Below are 13,804 nucleotides of genomic sequence, written 5' to 3' on the forward strand. Positions count from 1 at the left end.
CCCGCCGGTCAGCCGCGGCCGGCGGGCGTGAACTCCACGGGCAGCCGCTGCGGGCCGCGGGTGAAGACGCCCGCCTCGGCGGGGGTGAAGCCGGGGGCCAGGCGCAGGTCCGGCATGGCGTCCAGGAGCTGGTTGACGCCCGTCTCCACCTCGGCCTTGGCGAGCAGGGCGCCGACGCAGAAGTGCCGTCCGAGGGCGAAGGCCAGGTGGTCGGCGGCGGCCGAGAAGGCCCGCGTGGTCGTGAGGTCGTCCCGGAAGATGTCGAAGGAGTCCGGGTCGGTGAAGCGCTCGGGGTCGCGGTTGGCCGCGCCTATGAGGCAGGTGACGGTGGCGCCCGCGGGTATGGTGCCGCCGCTGACCTCGACGTCCCGGGCGGTCTGCCGCATGATCATGTGCACCGGCGGGGTGTGACGCAGCGTTTCGGCGAAGGCCCGGTCGATGAGGGTGCGGTCCTCCCGGACGGCCGCGAGCTGCTCGGGGTGTGTGAGCAGGTTGGCGAAGATGCTGGCGAGTGCCTTGTCGGTGGTCTCGCCCCCGGCGGCGAGCAGCAGGCTGCAGAACGCCTTGATGTCCTCGTCGTCCATCTGGACGCCGTCGACCTCGGCGGCGCACAGCGTGGACAGCAGGTCGTCGCCGAGGTTCTTCCGGCGGTCCTGGATGATCGGGATCATGTACTCGGCGAACTCGCGGCGGGTGCGCTGGCCGGCCGCGGTGACCTCCGGATCGCCGGAGAGGTTGCCGAGGAAGGCGATGACCGTGGTGTACCAGCCGTGGAACCGCTCGTGGTCGGCCTTGTCCAGGCCGAGCATGTCGGCGATGACGTTGACCGGGAAGCGGGTCGCGTACTGGGTGACGAGGTCGGCCTCGCCGGCGTCCCGGAAGGCGTCGATCAGCTCCCGGGAGTTGCGCTCGATGACGGGCATGAACTTCTCCTTGAGGTCGGTCCCGCGGAAGGCGGGGGCGACCAGGGCCCGGCGGACGGCGTGCTCGCGCCCGCTGAGCTGGAGGATGGTCTTGCCGTGTACCGGCTCGATCTGCCAGTCGTAGTTGTCGGTGGTGAACACCGAGTCCTTGAAGGCGTGCTCGACGTCGCGGTAGCGGGAGATGATGTAGCTCTTGGTGGGTTCGTGCCAGATCAGCGGGGCAGCCTCGCGCATCATCCGGTAGGCCGGGTAGGGGTTCTCGGCGAACTCCGGCGAGAGGATGTCGGGGACCTGCTGGGCCGTAGCCATCGTGCTCCCTCATGTCAGGAACGGGCGTCGTGAGTCAGGTTATTGATCATTCATCAGCTCGGCCAGACCTCATCCGCTCCGAAAGTGAGTGCCTGAGCGCTTACAGTGACGGAGACGAAGGCCACCGAGGAGAGGAACGGGGCATGGGCGCCGCACACGGACACCGCATCCGCATCGAACAGGGCAGCGAGCACGTCCGCGTGGAGCGCGACGGGCAGGTGCTGGCCGACAGCCGCCGCCCGCTGCTGCTGCACGAGACGGGCCTGCCGGTCCGGTACTACCTGCCGCGCGAGGACGTGTCCATGGACCTGCTGGAGCCGTCCGGCTCGCACAGCGTCTGCCCCTTCAAGGGGAAGGCGTCCTACTGGTCGCTGCCGGACGGGCCGCAGGACGTGGCCTGGGCCTATCCGGAGCCGAAGGAGGAGGCCGCCGCCATCGCCGGCCACCTGTGCTTCTACGACACCGAGGTGGTCGGGGACTGAGCAAGTACCCGCCAGACAGCCGGTGTTGACGCGTTGTCGACGACCCGCTCGGCTGTCATGCTCACTCTCACCGCCGGGCCCCCGCCCGTGAACCGGACGTGAGGAGCACACGTGAACGAGACCGGGTCGCCGCAGCACCAGCCGCACGGGGAACCCTCCGGGGAGGCCGGACCGCCCGGCGCGTCCGGCCGGCCGGGGAGCGGCCACAGCCGCCGGAGGGTGCTGGCGGCCGGTGCCGCGGCCACCGGCGCCGGGCTCGGTCTCGCCGCTGCCCCCGCCCGCGCCGCCTCCCGGCCGGTCACCGCGGCGCGCGAGGCGGCCGGGGCCTGGGAGCCCGGCACCTACCTGGTGGGACGCGGCATCGCGGACGCCACCGGTGAGGTGGCCGAGGTCGGCCTGATGGGGTACGGGCGCACCGACCAGCAGGCGGAGGGCCTGCACACCCGGCTGCGCGCCCGGGCGTTCGTCGTGGCCGAACCGGACACGGACCCGGGCGTGGACCGGCGGGTGGCGCTGGTCGTCGTGGACGCCCCCATGATCTTCGACAGCGTGCGCCAGGCCGTGCTGCACCGCCTGGGGCAGCGGTACGGCGACCGCTACACCGCGCGGAACGTCATGATCACCGCCACCCACACCCACGCCGGGCCCGGCGGCTACGCCCACCACCTGCTCTACAACCTGACCACGCTCGGGTTCCACCGCGCGACGTTCGACGCGGTCACCGACGGCATCGTGGAGGCCGTCGTCCGGGCCCACGACGACCTGGCCGCCTCCCGGCTCACGCTGTCGCACGGCGAGCTGCACGACGCGAGCGTGAACCGGTCACGCACGGCCTTCGAACGCAACCCCGCCGACATCACCGACCACTTCCCGAGCGCGATCGATCCGCAGACCACGCTGATGCGCATCGAGCGGGAGGGCCGCCTGGTGGGGGCGGTGAACTGGTTCGCCACCCACTGCACCAGTATGTCCGGCGACAACCGGCTGGTCAGCGCGGACAACAAGGGGTTCGCCGCCTACCACTGGGAGCGCGAGGTGGCGGGCGCGGACTACCTGGACGCCGCTCCGCCGCCCTTCGTCGCCGCCTTCGCGCAGACGAACGCCGGTGACATGTCGCCCAACCTCGACCTGCGTCCGCCCACGACGCCGGAGGACTTCGGGCGCACCCGGGAGAACGGCATGCGGCAGTACGCCGCCGCGGCCGGGCAGCTCGCCGGCGACGGCGCCGCGATGGCCGGGGGCGTGGACGCGCGCCTGGTGTACGTGGACCTCTCCGACGTCACCGTGGCCCCCGAGTTCACCGGGGACGGGCGCACGCACCGGACGTCGAAACCGGCCGTCGGGGCGGCCATGGCGGCCGGCAGCACGGAGGACGGTCCCGCCTTCCCCGGGTTCGCGGAGGGCGCGAACCCGTTCTGGGACGCCGTGTCGCACTCGGTGATCTACACCGCCTCGCCGGAGCTGCGCGCGGCCCAGGCCCCGAAGGCCGTGTTCGCACCGGTGGGCGAGATGAACCGGGTGTACCCGTGGGTGCAGGAGACGGTGCCGGTGCAGCTGTTGCGGATCGGCCCGCTGTACCTGATCGGTGTGCCGGGCGAGGTGACGGTCGGAGCCGGGCTGCGGCTGCGCCGCACGGTGGCCTCGGCGGTGGGCGCGGAGCTGCGCGACGTGCTCGTCGCCGGGTACGCGAACGCCTACTTCCACTACGTCACCACGCCCGAGGAGTACGACGCGCAGCAGTACGAGGGCGGCAGCACCCTCTTCGGGCGCTGGCAGCTTCCGGCATTGCAGCAGGTCGTGGCGGGGCTGGCGGAGGCGATGCGCGCGGGCCGCCCGGTGGCGCCCGGCACGCCGCCGCCGGACCTCTCCGGCCGGACGCTGTCGTTCCAGCCGCCCATCGTGCTCGACGCGCCGCAGCTGGGACGGGGCTTCGGGGACGTGCTGAGCGAACCGGCCGCGGAGTACGGCAGGGGGGAGCGGGCCGTGGCCGTCTTCGCCGGCGCACACCCGGGGAACGTCCTGCACCGGGGCGGCACCTACCTGTGGGTGGAGCGGCGGGAGGACGGCGGCTGGCGGCGGGTCGCCGACGACGGCGACTGGTCGACGGCGTTCCGCTGGGAGCGTGAGGGTCTCGCCGCCTCGCGGGTGACGGTCACCTGGGACGTGCCCGGTGACGCCGTCCCCGGCTCCTACCGCATCCGGTACCGCGGTGACGCGAAGGCGCTGCTGGGCGGCGTGCGCCCGGTGACGGGCAGCACGCGCCCGTTCACCGTGCGGGCCTGACCGGGCGGTGTCCGGTCCGCGCGGGGGCGGCGGGCGGCGCACGCGGGGTTTCGGCCAAGGGCCCTCCCGGCTCCCGTGCGCTCTGGGCACATCGCCGGGCGGCGGCTACCGTGAGCGTGACAGCAGTCCTCCACGACTCAAGGAGGGCACGATGAACTGTACGAACTGCGGAGCCGAAGTGATCCAGGGTCCGGACGGGGGCTGGGCGTGCAACAACTGCGGGAGCAGCGGATGAACAGCCCCCTGCCCTCCCCGGCGATGCACTGCGCGCACTGCGGGAGCGTCGTCTTCGAGGGGCCGAGCGGCGGTTATGTGTGCGGCCAGTGCTACCACACGGTCGAACCGCCGCCGCACCCCGAGTCCGGCGCCGCCGGCGGCGTCCTGCCGGGCGGCGGGTAGCCCCGCCGGGGACGGGCGTCCCCGGCGGGCCGCTCAGACGTCCGTGCGCAGCCGCATCGGCGCCTGCGCCGGAATCTCCGGGTGCGCTCCGGGCCTGCGGCGCAGCCAGGGCCGGAACGGGAGCGCCGAGACGGCGGCGACGGCCGTGCCGAAGAGCCAGCCCGCCGCCACGTCGGTGGGCCAGTGCACCCCCAGGTGCGCCCGGGTCAGGCCGACGCCCACGACCGACACCAGGGCCAGCGCCCAGGCGGCCGTGCGCCACGGCCCGCCGTGCGGGAGGCGCGGCAGGACCAGGGCGAGCAGCACGGCGCAGACGATGGTCGCCGTCATGACGTGCCCGGACGGGAAGGCGTGGTAGCTGGCGCTGTCCACCGGGTCGGGGAACTCGGGGCGGGCCCGCCCGACCGCGGCCTTCAGCCCGTACTGCACGGCCGCGCCGCCGAGGACGGCGGTGGCCACCCATCCGGCCGGCCGGCGGGCCCCGCGGGCCAGGAGCACCAGGACGGCGGCGGCGGCCAGCAGGCGCATCGTCACGGGGTCCCAGACCCAGTCGGTCATCACGCGGCTCGCGCGGGTCCAGCCGGGCTCGGCGTGGGCGGCCCGGTGCAGCGCGTCGGACAGCGCGTGGTCGGCCCGCCGCAGCGGGGGCCAGCCGGTCACCACCAGGGCGAGGAGGAGGAGGCCGCCGGCGGCTGACGCCCCGGCCAGCCCCGCCACCGTTCGAGCACGCACGGGCATCTCTCCTCCGGTGGGTCAGTCCGTCGGGCAGGGAGCCGATGCTAGTGGCGCGGGAGGCGCCACGCCCCGGTTGCGGCCTGCCGCCCTGTCGGACGGACCCGCCGTAGGCTGGTGTGTTCGTGTGCCCCGTCCCGCAGGAGCGGCGCCGGAGGGGGAAGCGCAGGCCCGGACGGCGCGGGTGGCGCGGTGGGTCAGACGGTGGCGGCGCGGGCGACGGAACGGGCCCAGGCGACGAGGGGCAGTTGCAGCGGAAGCCGCCCGTAGGCCACGGCTCGCAGGGCCGCCGGGCGGTGCCGCCAGTCGTGGGCCATCTTGACGTTCGCGGGGAAGACGGCGGCGAACAGCCCGGCGGCGGCGAGCGCGCTCGCGCGGCGGGTGCGCGGCAGGGTGAGCCCCGCGGCCAGCGCGAGTTCCGCGGCGCCGCTGACCTGCGTCCAGGTGCGGGCCCGGCCGGGGAGCGCGCGGGGGACGATGGCGTCGAAGGGCCGGGGCACCAGGAAGTGCGCGGTGCCCGCCACGGCGAGGAGGGCGGCCAGCGCGGCGGCGGAGCGGTCGGCGGCGGGGCGGGCCGGCGGGGGCGGCTCGGTGGTGGACACGGGTGGCTCCCGGCGGTCGGCGGACAGGCCGGCACCTTTCTACCACCGGGTAGCGTGCCCGCGTCAGGCCGCGGCGCCCCCGGGGGACTCCCCCGGCCGGAGCGGCCGGCCGGGGTCCGCAGCGGCGGGACCGGCGCGTCAGTCCGCCTGCTGGGCCCGCATCGCGTCGAGGTCCATGGTGAAGACCTCCCACAGGTGGCCGTCCGGGTCCTCGAAGCCGCGCCCGTACATGAAGCCCTGGTCGGCGGGTTCGCCGGTGGCCCTGGCCCCGGCGGCCAGCGCCTTGTCGGCCAGTTCGTCCACGCGCTCGCGGCTGGCCACACCGAGGGCCGCGATGGCCTCGGAGGCCGTGGCGGTGTCGGCCACCTGCTTGTCCGTGAAGGTCTGGAAGTAGGACTCGGTCAGCAGCATCGCGTACAGGTGCCCCTCCTCGATGACCAGGCAGGCGGCGTTCTCGTCGGTGAACTCGTCGTCGAAGGTGAACCCGACGCGGGTGAAGAACTCCTTGGAGACGGCCAGGTCCTTCACGGGGAGGTTCAGGAACATCGTGGTGGACATCGGGTCCTCTTTCCTCGTCACGGGTGGTGTGCTGCGGCCTGCGCCGGCCTTCACCCGTGTCTGACGGGCCACGCGCGCGGAACTCATCGCTCCCGGGCGCCCGGTCTTCCGGCGGCGCGTGCCCGCGCGTCCCACGGGCGGCGCACGGCCGTGTCAGCCGTCCGTATCATCCCGTTTGCGCACGGTCACCACCCCGGTGAACCTGAGGAAGCCCGGCTCGGACCTTCCCGCCTACTGGAGCTTTCATGGCCCTGTCCGTCTCAAGCGTCCTCATTCTCGGCATCGCCATCTTCCTGCTCACCCGCAAGAGCGGACTGAAGGTCTCGCACGCCGCCGTCTGCGCCCTCTTCGGCTTCTACCTGGCCGGGACGACGATGGCTCCGGGCATCCGGGCGGGGGGCGACATGATCGCCTCCCTGGTGTCCGGCCTGAACCTGTGACCCCCGCCCGGCCCCCGCGGCCGGGCCCCGCCGATTCGCCCGCGGTCCGCCCGTGTGCCGCCCCCAGCCGCCGCACACCCGGTACTTCCAGGAGCTGCCCATGGTCCTGTCGATCTCCGGCGTCGTCCTGTTCGGATTCATCGCCTTCCTGCTCTTCCGCAAGGACGGCCTGAAGGTCTCGCACGCCGCCGTCTGCGCCCTGTTCGGTTTCTACCTGTCCGGGACCGCCGTCGCGCCGGGCATCCACGCGGGCGGCGACAAGCTGGCCGGCCTGCTCGGCGGCATCACCCTCTAGCGGAAGTCAGGAGGCCGAGGTGGCGTGGCGCACGCTCGCCCAGGGGCGAGGCATGGTCCGCACGGTCGGGGACAGCGCGGTGGACGTCGTCCACCCGCTGCTCGTCCTCAGCCGTGGCGGGGCCCGGCTGGCGGCCGGGGCGCGCGGCTGGTGGGAGCGGGCACCGCGGGATCACCGCGGCCCCGCGCTGTTCCTCGCCGGTTCCTGCGCGCTGTTCCTGTGGCTGATGCCGTACGGGCCGTGGCTGGCGGGAGCCGCGGCGCTGGGTGCCGCGGCCTGGTGCGGGCGGGAGCGCCCGGAACCGGCCGCGGTGGAGCCGGAACCGGACCCGGAGGAACGGGCGGCCCGGCTCCAGGCGCTGTACGAGGCGCTGGTGCCGTGCTTCGCGGTCGCCGGTGACCCGCGCCCGGAGCCGCTGTACTGCGGGGACGGCTCGTGGGAGCGGGCCTTCACCGCGTACGGCTTCGACGCCGACGGGCGGCTCACGCACCTGCTGCTGCGGTATCCCCCCTGCTTCCCCGACGGGGAGCCCGACGCCCGGCTGCGCGTGCAGCGGCTGCTGTGCGCCAAGGCCGGGCGCGACCGGGAGTTCCGGTTCGACTGGGACGAGGAGGCCAACGCGCTGCACGTCACCGCCCTGGAGCCGCTGCCGGCCGGACTGTGCGCCCAGCGCTTCGTGGTCGCCCCCGGCGAGATGGTGCTCGGCTTCACCGACGCCGAGGCGGTACCGCGCACCCTCCCGGTACGGGACGGCGACGAGACGCGGGACGTGCCGCCGGTGGTGTGGCGGACCGGCCCGCGGTCGACGGAGCCGCACCTGCTCGTGCTCGGACAGCCGGGCTCCGGTACGACGACGCTGCTGCGCTCGGTCGCCCTCCAGGCGCTCCAGCACGGGGACGTGGCGATCGTCGACGGCTCGGGGGCGGGCGAGTACGCCTGCCTGGCGGGACGCCGCGGTGTGCTGTCGGTGGAGACGACGCCGGTGGGCGCGCTGGCCTCGCTCCAGTGGGCGGCGCACGAGACGGAGCGGCGGCTGCTGGCCGCCGTCCGGGCCCGGGAGGGCGCGGACGGGGCGGGGCCGCCCGGCGGCGGCCACCGCCCGCTGTGGGTGCTGGTGGACCGTCCCGCCGTCCTCACCCACCTGGCCCGCAGCGAGGGGCGGCCCGATCCGCAGGAGCTGCTGGAGGTGGTGCTGCGGCACGGGCGGGCCGCCCGGGTGTCGGTGGCGCTGGCGGAGCAGTTCGAGGGGGCCGAGGCGCTGGCCCAGGCGGTGCGCGCCTATACCCGGGCGCGGGTGGTGCTCGGCTGCGCCACTCCGGAGCAGGTGCGGGCCGTCCTCGGCGAACCGCCGCAGACCACCCCGGTGCGGGAGGTGCCGCCCGGCCGCGGCTACGCCCGGCTGGGCACCGGTCCCGTGCTGCGGCTCCAGGTCCCGGCGACCCCGGACCCGTACGACGAGCTGGCCGCCGAGGCGCACCGGGAGGCCGTAGCGGCGCTGCTGCCCGTGCCGGTGGTGGGCGTCGAGGAGTGAGGCGGCGCGGGCCCGCAGGCGGCCGGCGCGGGCGTCAGGCGACGAAGCTGCGCGGGATGTCGGGTTCGGCCGCGCTCCGGCCGGCCACCATCCGGGCGGCGGCCGCGAGGCGTACGGCGGCCTCGGTGGCCAGCGGGTCGTCCACGGTGAACGGCAGCCGCACGTACCCCTCGAAGGCGCCGTCCACGCCGAAGCGCGGGCCGGAGGGCACCCGTACCCCCGTCCGCTCCCCCGCCTCTGCGATGCGCGACCCGGACAGGCCGCCGGTGCGCGCCCACAGGGTCAGCCCGCCGCGGGGCACGCTGAACTCCCAGTCCGGCAGGTGCCGCCGCACGGCGGCGACCAGCGCGTCCCGGTTCCGCCCGGCCTCCGCCCGGCGCACGGCCACGGCGCGCTCCCAGCCGCCGTCGGTCAGCAGCCGGGTGAGGGCGAGCTGCTCGAAGACGGGGCTGCCGAGGTCCGCCCAGGCCCGCGCGGCGGTGAGGCTGCGGATGACGTCGGGCGTGGCCCGCACCCAGCCGATGCGCAGCCCCGCCCACACCGGTTTGCTCGCCGAGCCGACGGTGATGACCGTCGCGCCGCCCGGGTCGAAGGCGGCGACGGGCCGGGGCGGGGCGCCCTGGGCGGCGGTGTCGAGGGCGAGGTCGGCCATCGTCTCGTCGACGACCAGCGCGGTGCCGGCCGTGCGGGCGGCGGTGACCAGGTCGCGGCGCTGGTCCTCGTCGGCCAGCGCGCCGGTGGGGTTGTGGAAGTCGGCGACGACGTACGCCATGCGCGGGGCCGCCGCCCGCAGGGCCTGGTGCCAGGCGGGCAGCTCCCAGCCGCCGAGCCCGTCGGCCATGGGGACCGGCACCAGCCGGGCCCCCAGGTCGCGCAGGAGTTGCAGGACGTTCGCGTAGCTGGGGTGCTCGACGGCGATGCGCTCCCCGCGCGGCACCAGGAGGCGGCAGATCGCGGCGACGGCGCCCATGGCGCCGGTGGTCACCATGATCTGTTCCGGCATGGTGGGCAGGCCCCGGGCGCAGTAGCGGTCGGCGAGCGCCTGCCGCAGGTCGGGCAGGCCCGCCGGGTAGTCGCCGTGGGTGCGGGCGTAGGGCGGGAGGTCGGCGAGCGCGGCCTCGAACGCCCGGCTCAGGTGCGGCTCGGGTGCCGGGAGCGCGGCCTGGCCCAGGTCGATGGTGGTGGCGCCGGACTCCGGCGGCAGCGGTTCAAGGCCGCGGCTGGGCAGCGGGCTGCCCGCAGGGACGGCCGTCCAGCTCCCCGCGCCGCGACGGGAGACGAGGAAGCCCTCGGCCCGCAGGGCCTCGAAGGCGGCGGCCACGGTGGTGCGGCTGACGGTGAGGGACGCGGCGAGCTCCCGCTCGGCGGGCAGCCGGGCCCCCACGGGCACCCGGCCTTCCAGGACGAGGAGCCGCACGCCGTCGGCCAGCGCGCGGTACGCCGGGACGCCGCCGGTCTCCCCCGGCGCCGCCGCGCGCTGGGAGTGCAGCAGCCGCACCAGTTGGGGCGAGCCGACCGCCGAGGTCCACTGGGGCATGATCCGGTCCACCTTCCGGGAATTGGCCATCGCACTGGCCTGGTCGCAAGCCCAGGATGACACGGGTGCGCACCGCGGGAGGAGCCGGTGCGCCGCAGCCGGCAAGGAAGGGGCACGACGTGACCACGGGGGCGCACGAGCGGCGGGGCGGCGGACGGCTGGTGCGGCGGCTGACGCAGTTGTACGCGGGGCTGGTCCTCTACGGCGCCAGCGCCGCCCTGATGGTCGGGGCGGGCCTGGGGCTCAGCCCGTGGGACGTCTTCCATCAGGGCGTCGCCGAGCGCACCGGCACCTCCATCGGGATGGTCTCGGTCGCGGTGGGGGCCGTGGTGCTGCTGCTGTGGCTGCCGCTGCGGCAGCGGCCGGGACTCGGCACCGTCTCGAACGTCGTGGTCGTGGGGCTCTCCCTGGACGCCACGCTGGCCCTGCTGCCCGCCGAGCCCGGACCGCTCGCGGTGCGGGTGCTGCTGCTGGTGGCGGGGATCGTCGGCAACGGGGCGGCCACGGGCCTGTACATCGCGGCCCGGTTCGGGCCGGGGCCGCGCGACGGGCTGATGACGGGGCTGCACCAGCGCACCGGACGTTCCGTGCGGCTGCTGCGCACGGGCATCGAGCTGACCGTCCTGGCCAGCGGGTTCGCGCTGGGCGGTTCGGCCGGTGTGGGAACGGTGGCCTACGCGCTGACCATCGGCCCCCTGGCGCAGTGGTTCCTGCGCGTCTTCGCGGTACCGCCCGCGACGGGGGGCGGGAGGACCGGCGGGCCGGCGGCGCCGACCGCGCCGCGCGGGCGGCGCGCGATACTGCGCCGGTGACGACTGCGCCTCATCCCTACTTCGACCATCCGGGCCCGCTGGCCTTCGCCCACCGGGGCGGGGCGGCCGACGGCCTGGAGAACACCCGGGCGGCCTTCGCCCGCGCGGTGGCCCTGGGCTACCGCTACCTGGAGACGGACGTGCACGCCACGGCCGACGGACGGCTGGCCGCCTTCCACGACCCCACGCTGGACCGGGTGACCGACGGCCGCGGGCGCATCGCGGAGCTGCCCTGGTCCCAGGTGGCGCGGGCCCGGGTCGGCGGGCGCGAACCGGTGCCCCTCTTCGGTGACCTCCTGCGGGAGTTCCCCCGCGCCCGGTGGAACGTCGACGTGAAGGCGGAGGCCGCCCTGCTGCCGCTGCTGCGGGTCCTCGACGAGGCCGACGCCTGGGACCGGGTCTGCGTCGGCTCCTTCGACGAGGGACGGATCGCCAGGGCGCGGGAGCTGGCCGGGCCGCGGCTGGCGACGTCCCTGGGCACCCGGGGGGTGCTGGCGCTGCGGCTGCGCTCGTGGGGCCTGCCCGTGCGGCTGCGCGGCGACGCGCTGGGCGCCCAGGTGCCCGTGCGGCACGGCGGCGTCCCGGTGGCGGACCGGGCGTTCGTCCGCTGCGCCCACCGCCGGGGCCTTCAGGTGCACGTGTGGACGGTGAACGAGGCGAGGGAGATGCGGCGGCTGCTGGACCTGGGCGTGGATGGCATCATGACCGATCACGTGGAGCTGCTGCGCGCGGTGCTCGAAGAACGCGGTGCCTGGGTACCGTGAACCCGGCCCCGCGCACGGGTCCGCGCCGGGCCGCGGCCCGGGTGACGGCGCGGGTGGCGACGAGGGGGCACGGGTGGACACCGAGACCGTGAGCGAGCCGGAGGGCGGCGCGCCGGACGCGGGCGCGCGCCGCCGCGAACAGCGCGGCTGGTACTGGTACGACTGGGCGAACTCCGTCTTCCAGACGAGCGTGCTCACCGTCTTCCTCGGCCCGTACCTGACGGAGGTGGCCAAGGCCGCGGCCGACGCGGACGGCTACGTGTACCCGCTGGGCATACCGGTGCGGGACGGGTCCTACTTCGCCTACGTCATCTCGGCCTCGGTGCTGCTGTCGGTGCTCGTCATGCCGCTGGTGGGCGCGCTCGCCGACCGCACGGGCCGCAAGAAGCCGCTGCTGGGCGCGTCGGCCTACCTGGGCGCCGCCGCCACCGCCGCGATGTTCTTCCTGGACGGCGACCGGTACCTCCTGGGCGGCCTGCTGCTCATCACGGCGAACGTGGCCTACGCCGCCTCGATCGTCGTCTACCACTCCTACCTGCCGCAGATCGCAGCGCCCCAGGAGCGGGACCGCGTCTCCTCGCGGGGCTGGGCCTTCGGGTACGCGGCGGGCGCGCTGGTGCTGGTGGCGAACCTCGGGCTGTTCCTCGGCCACGAGGCGCTGGGCGTCACCGAGGGCACCGCCGTGCGGATCTGCCTGGCGTCGGCGGGGCTGTGGTGGGCGGTGTTCACCCTGGTGCCGCTGCGGCGGCTGCGGGAGCGGCCGGGCACGGTGGCCGGGGCCCGGCTGTCGCTGGGCGGCGGGTTCCGCCAGCTGGGCCACACACTGCGGGAGCTGCGCCGCTATCCGCTGACGCTGATGTTCCTGCTCGCCTACCTGCTCTACAACGACGGCGTGCAGACGGTCATCACACAGGCGTCGGTCTTCGGCTCCGAGGAGCTGGGCATGGCCCAGGAGACGCTGATCGGCGCGATCCTGCTGGTGCAGGTGCTCGCCGTCTTCGGCGCCCTGGGACTGGGCCGGCTGGCGGAGCGGCACGGCGCGAAGCGCACGATCCTGGGTTCGCTGGTGGCCTGGACGGCCACGGTGACCGCCGGGTACTTCCTGCCCGCCGGGGAGCCGCTGTGGTTCTTCGTGCTGGCGGCGGCGATCGGCATGGTGCTCGGCGGTACGCAGGCGCTGTCGCGGTCGCTGTTCGCGCAGCTGGTGCCGCGCGGCAAGGAGGCGGAGTACTTCTCCCTGTACGAGGTGAGCGACCGGGGCACGAGCTGGCTGGGGCCGCTGGTGTTCGGGCTGACGTACCAGCTCACCGGAAGCTACCGGGACGCCATCATCTCGCTGGTCGTGTTCTTCGCCGCCGGTTTCGTGCTCCTGCTGCGGGTACCCGTACGGCGGGCGGCCGAGGCGGTGGGCAACACGGTCCCTGGCCGGATTTAGCCCCGCCGCCGCCGGGGCGGTAGTGTACGCCTTTGGCCCGCCGGACGGACCGTTACCGCGCGTCCACCAGGAAGGACGCCGGATGACATCTTGCCGCAGATGTGACAAAGCGGGCGCCGGTGGGTAGAACAAGGGCGGCACGACGGGCGACGCATGTCCCGATACGGGAATCTTCACCGCCGACCGGACGTTGACCGGATGACGACGACAGCGACACCTGTCCTGTGGGCGACAAGCCCGGGAGGCACGATTCATGAGTGAGCGAGCTCTACGCGGCACGCGACTCGTGGTGACGAGCTACGAGACGGACCGCGGCATCGATCTGGCTCCGCGCCAGGCCGTGGAGTACGCATGCCAGAACGGACATCAGTTCGAGATGCCGTTCTCGGTCGAGGCGGAGATCCCGCCGGAGTGGGAGTGCAAGGTATGCGGCTCCCAGGCCCTGCTGGTGGACGGCGAGGGCCCCGAGGAGAAGAAGACGAAACCCGCGCGCACGCACTGGGACATGCTCATGGAGCGGCGCACCCGTGAGGAGCTGGAGGAGGTGCTGGCCGAACGGCTGGCCGTCCTGCGCTCCGGAGCCATGAACATCGCGGTGCACCCGCGCGACAGCCGCAAGTCCGCCTAGGGCCCTCCGGCCCGGCGCACGGCGGCTGCCGTACACGGCGCGGGGGCCTGGGACGTCATCCGAGGATGGCGTGC

Annotated in this window: 15 protein-coding genes; 10 read left to right on the forward strand and 5 right to left on the reverse strand. The window is 74.8% G+C overall.

What is annotated here, in order from left to right; genetic code table 11:
• Positions 1–8: 8 nt before the first annotated feature.
• The gene (locus V1J52_RS12305; RefSeq protein ID WP_330139759.1) at positions 9–1,232 is read right to left on the reverse strand and encodes a cytochrome P450; all 1,224 of its coding nucleotides are present in this window, start codon (positions 1,230–1,232) and stop codon (positions 9–11) included.
• A gap of 143 nt (positions 1,233–1,375) precedes the next feature.
• On the opposite strand from V1J52_RS12305, the gene V1J52_RS12310 reads away from it, so the two are divergent.
• The 3 genes from V1J52_RS12310 (at position 1,376) to V1J52_RS12320 (ending at position 4,396) form a co-directional block, all read left to right on the forward strand.
• Positions 1,376–1,714 (forward strand): DUF427 domain-containing protein, encoded by a 339-nt coding sequence (locus V1J52_RS12310; protein ID WP_330139760.1) that lies wholly within the window; start codon positions 1,376–1,378, stop codon positions 1,712–1,714.
• A gap of 219 nt (positions 1,715–1,933) precedes the next feature.
• The gene (locus tag V1J52_RS12315; protein ID WP_330140100.1) at positions 1,934–3,997 is read left to right on the forward strand and encodes a neutral/alkaline non-lysosomal ceramidase N-terminal domain-containing protein; all 2,064 of its coding nucleotides are present in this window, start codon (positions 1,934–1,936) and stop codon (positions 3,995–3,997) included.
• Positions 3,998–4,228: 231 nt separating this feature from the next.
• Positions 4,229–4,396 (forward strand): hypothetical protein, encoded by a 168-nt coding sequence (locus V1J52_RS12320; protein WP_330139761.1) that lies wholly within the window; start codon positions 4,229–4,231, stop codon positions 4,394–4,396.
• Between the two features lie 33 nt (positions 4,397–4,429).
• Here the strand turns inward: V1J52_RS12320 and V1J52_RS12325 are convergent, their stop codons facing one another.
• The 3 genes from V1J52_RS12325 to V1J52_RS12335 all read right to left on the reverse strand — a co-directional run bounded on the left by V1J52_RS12325 (position 4,430) and on the right by V1J52_RS12335 (position 6,288).
• Entirely contained in the window at positions 4,430–5,134 is a 705-nt protein-coding gene (locus tag V1J52_RS12325) for a phosphatase PAP2 family protein (protein ID WP_330139762.1), read from the reverse strand.
• Positions 5,135–5,325: 191 nt separating this feature from the next.
• Positions 5,326–5,730, reverse strand: coding sequence for a DoxX-related protein (locus tag V1J52_RS12330; protein ID WP_330139763.1), 405 nt, complete (start codon positions 5,728–5,730; stop codon positions 5,326–5,328).
• A gap of 138 nt (positions 5,731–5,868) precedes the next feature.
• Complete coding sequence (locus V1J52_RS12335; protein ID WP_330139764.1) at positions 5,869–6,288, reverse strand: VOC family protein; 420 nt, start codon at positions 6,286–6,288, stop codon at positions 5,869–5,871.
• A 245-nt stretch (positions 6,289–6,533) separates the two neighbouring features.
• Here V1J52_RS12335 and V1J52_RS12340 point away from each other — a divergent pair, with 245 nt between their 5' ends.
• The 3 genes from V1J52_RS12340 to V1J52_RS12350 all read left to right on the forward strand — a co-directional run bounded on the left by V1J52_RS12340 (position 6,534) and on the right by V1J52_RS12350 (position 8,554).
• The gene (locus V1J52_RS12340; RefSeq protein WP_330139765.1) at positions 6,534–6,728 is read left to right on the forward strand and encodes a hypothetical protein; all 195 of its coding nucleotides are present in this window, start codon (positions 6,534–6,536) and stop codon (positions 6,726–6,728) included.
• Positions 6,729–6,828: 100 nt separating this feature from the next.
• Complete coding sequence (locus tag V1J52_RS12345; protein WP_330140101.1) at positions 6,829–7,023, forward strand: hypothetical protein; 195 nt, start codon at positions 6,829–6,831, stop codon at positions 7,021–7,023.
• A 52-nt stretch (positions 7,024–7,075) separates the two neighbouring features.
• A complete protein-coding gene (locus V1J52_RS12350) occupies positions 7,076–8,554 on the forward strand; it encodes an NACHT domain-containing protein (protein WP_330140102.1) in 1,479 nt (492 codons plus the stop codon).
• 34 nt (positions 8,555–8,588) lie between these two features.
• On the opposite strand, the gene yczR is transcribed toward V1J52_RS12350, so the two are convergent.
• A complete protein-coding gene (gene yczR, locus V1J52_RS12355; protein WP_330139766.1) occupies positions 8,589–10,091 on the reverse strand; it encodes a MocR-like transcription factor YczR in 1,503 nt (500 codons plus the stop codon).
• A 56-nt stretch (positions 10,092–10,147) separates the two neighbouring features.
• On the opposite strand from yczR, the gene yczE reads away from it, so the two are divergent.
• The 4 genes from yczE to V1J52_RS12375 all read left to right on the forward strand — a co-directional run bounded on the left by yczE (position 10,148) and on the right by V1J52_RS12375 (position 13,730).
• Positions 10,148–10,903 carry a membrane protein YczE gene (gene yczE, locus V1J52_RS12360; protein WP_443075806.1) on the forward strand — a complete coding sequence of 252 codons (756 nt, stop codon included), beginning with the start codon at positions 10,148–10,150 and terminating at the stop codon, positions 10,901–10,903.
• A complete protein-coding gene (locus tag V1J52_RS12365) occupies positions 10,900–11,667 on the forward strand; it encodes a glycerophosphodiester phosphodiesterase family protein (RefSeq protein ID WP_330139768.1) in 768 nt (255 codons plus the stop codon). The genes yczE and V1J52_RS12365 overlap by 4 nt, the downstream gene beginning before the upstream one ends.
• A 73-nt stretch (positions 11,668–11,740) precedes the next feature.
• Positions 11,741–13,102 (forward strand): MFS transporter, encoded by a 1,362-nt coding sequence (locus tag V1J52_RS12370; RefSeq protein ID WP_330139769.1) that lies wholly within the window; start codon positions 11,741–11,743, stop codon positions 13,100–13,102.
• A gap of 253 nt (positions 13,103–13,355) precedes the next feature.
• A complete protein-coding gene (locus V1J52_RS12375; RefSeq protein WP_330139770.1) occupies positions 13,356–13,730 on the forward strand; it encodes an RNA polymerase-binding protein RbpA in 375 nt (124 codons plus the stop codon).
• Positions 13,731–13,804: the final 74 nt, after the last annotated feature.

The organism is Streptomyces solitudinis, assembly GCF_036323765.1.
Taxonomy (GTDB): domain Bacteria; phylum Actinomycetota; class Actinomycetes; order Streptomycetales; family Streptomycetaceae; genus Streptomyces.

Bases quoted from the DNA above. Each gene is read 5' to 3' on its own strand.
- V1J52_RS12305 (WP_330139759.1), bottom strand. From the start codon at position 1,232: ATGGCTACGGCCCAGCAGGTCCCCGACATCCTCTCGCCGGAGTTCGCC.
- V1J52_RS12310 (WP_330139760.1), top strand. From the start codon at position 1,376: ATGGGCGCCGCACACGGACACCGCATCCGCATCGAACAGGGCAGCGAG.
- V1J52_RS12320 (WP_330139761.1), top strand. From the start codon at position 4,229: ATGAACAGCCCCCTGCCCTCCCCGGCGATGCACTGCGCGCACTGCGGG.
- V1J52_RS12325 (WP_330139762.1), bottom strand. From the start codon at position 5,134: ATGCCCGTGCGTGCTCGAACGGTGGCGGGGCTGGCCGGGGCGTCAGCC.
- V1J52_RS12335 (WP_330139764.1), bottom strand. From the start codon at position 6,288: ATGTCCACCACGATGTTCCTGAACCTCCCCGTGAAGGACCTGGCCGTC.
- V1J52_RS12340 (WP_330139765.1), top strand. From the start codon at position 6,534: ATGGCCCTGTCCGTCTCAAGCGTCCTCATTCTCGGCATCGCCATCTTC.
- V1J52_RS12345 (WP_330140101.1), top strand. From the start codon at position 6,829: ATGGTCCTGTCGATCTCCGGCGTCGTCCTGTTCGGATTCATCGCCTTC.
- V1J52_RS12350 (WP_330140102.1), top strand. From the start codon at position 7,076: ATGGTCCGCACGGTCGGGGACAGCGCGGTGGACGTCGTCCACCCGCTG.
- yczR (WP_330139766.1), bottom strand. From the start codon at position 10,091: ATGCCCCAGTGGACCTCGGCGGTCGGCTCGCCCCAACTGGTGCGGCTG.
- yczE (WP_443075806.1), top strand. From the start codon at position 10,148: ATGACACGGGTGCGCACCGCGGGAGGAGCCGGTGCGCCGCAGCCGGCA.
- V1J52_RS12375 (WP_330139770.1), top strand. From the start codon at position 13,356: ATGAGTGAGCGAGCTCTACGCGGCACGCGACTCGTGGTGACGAGCTAC.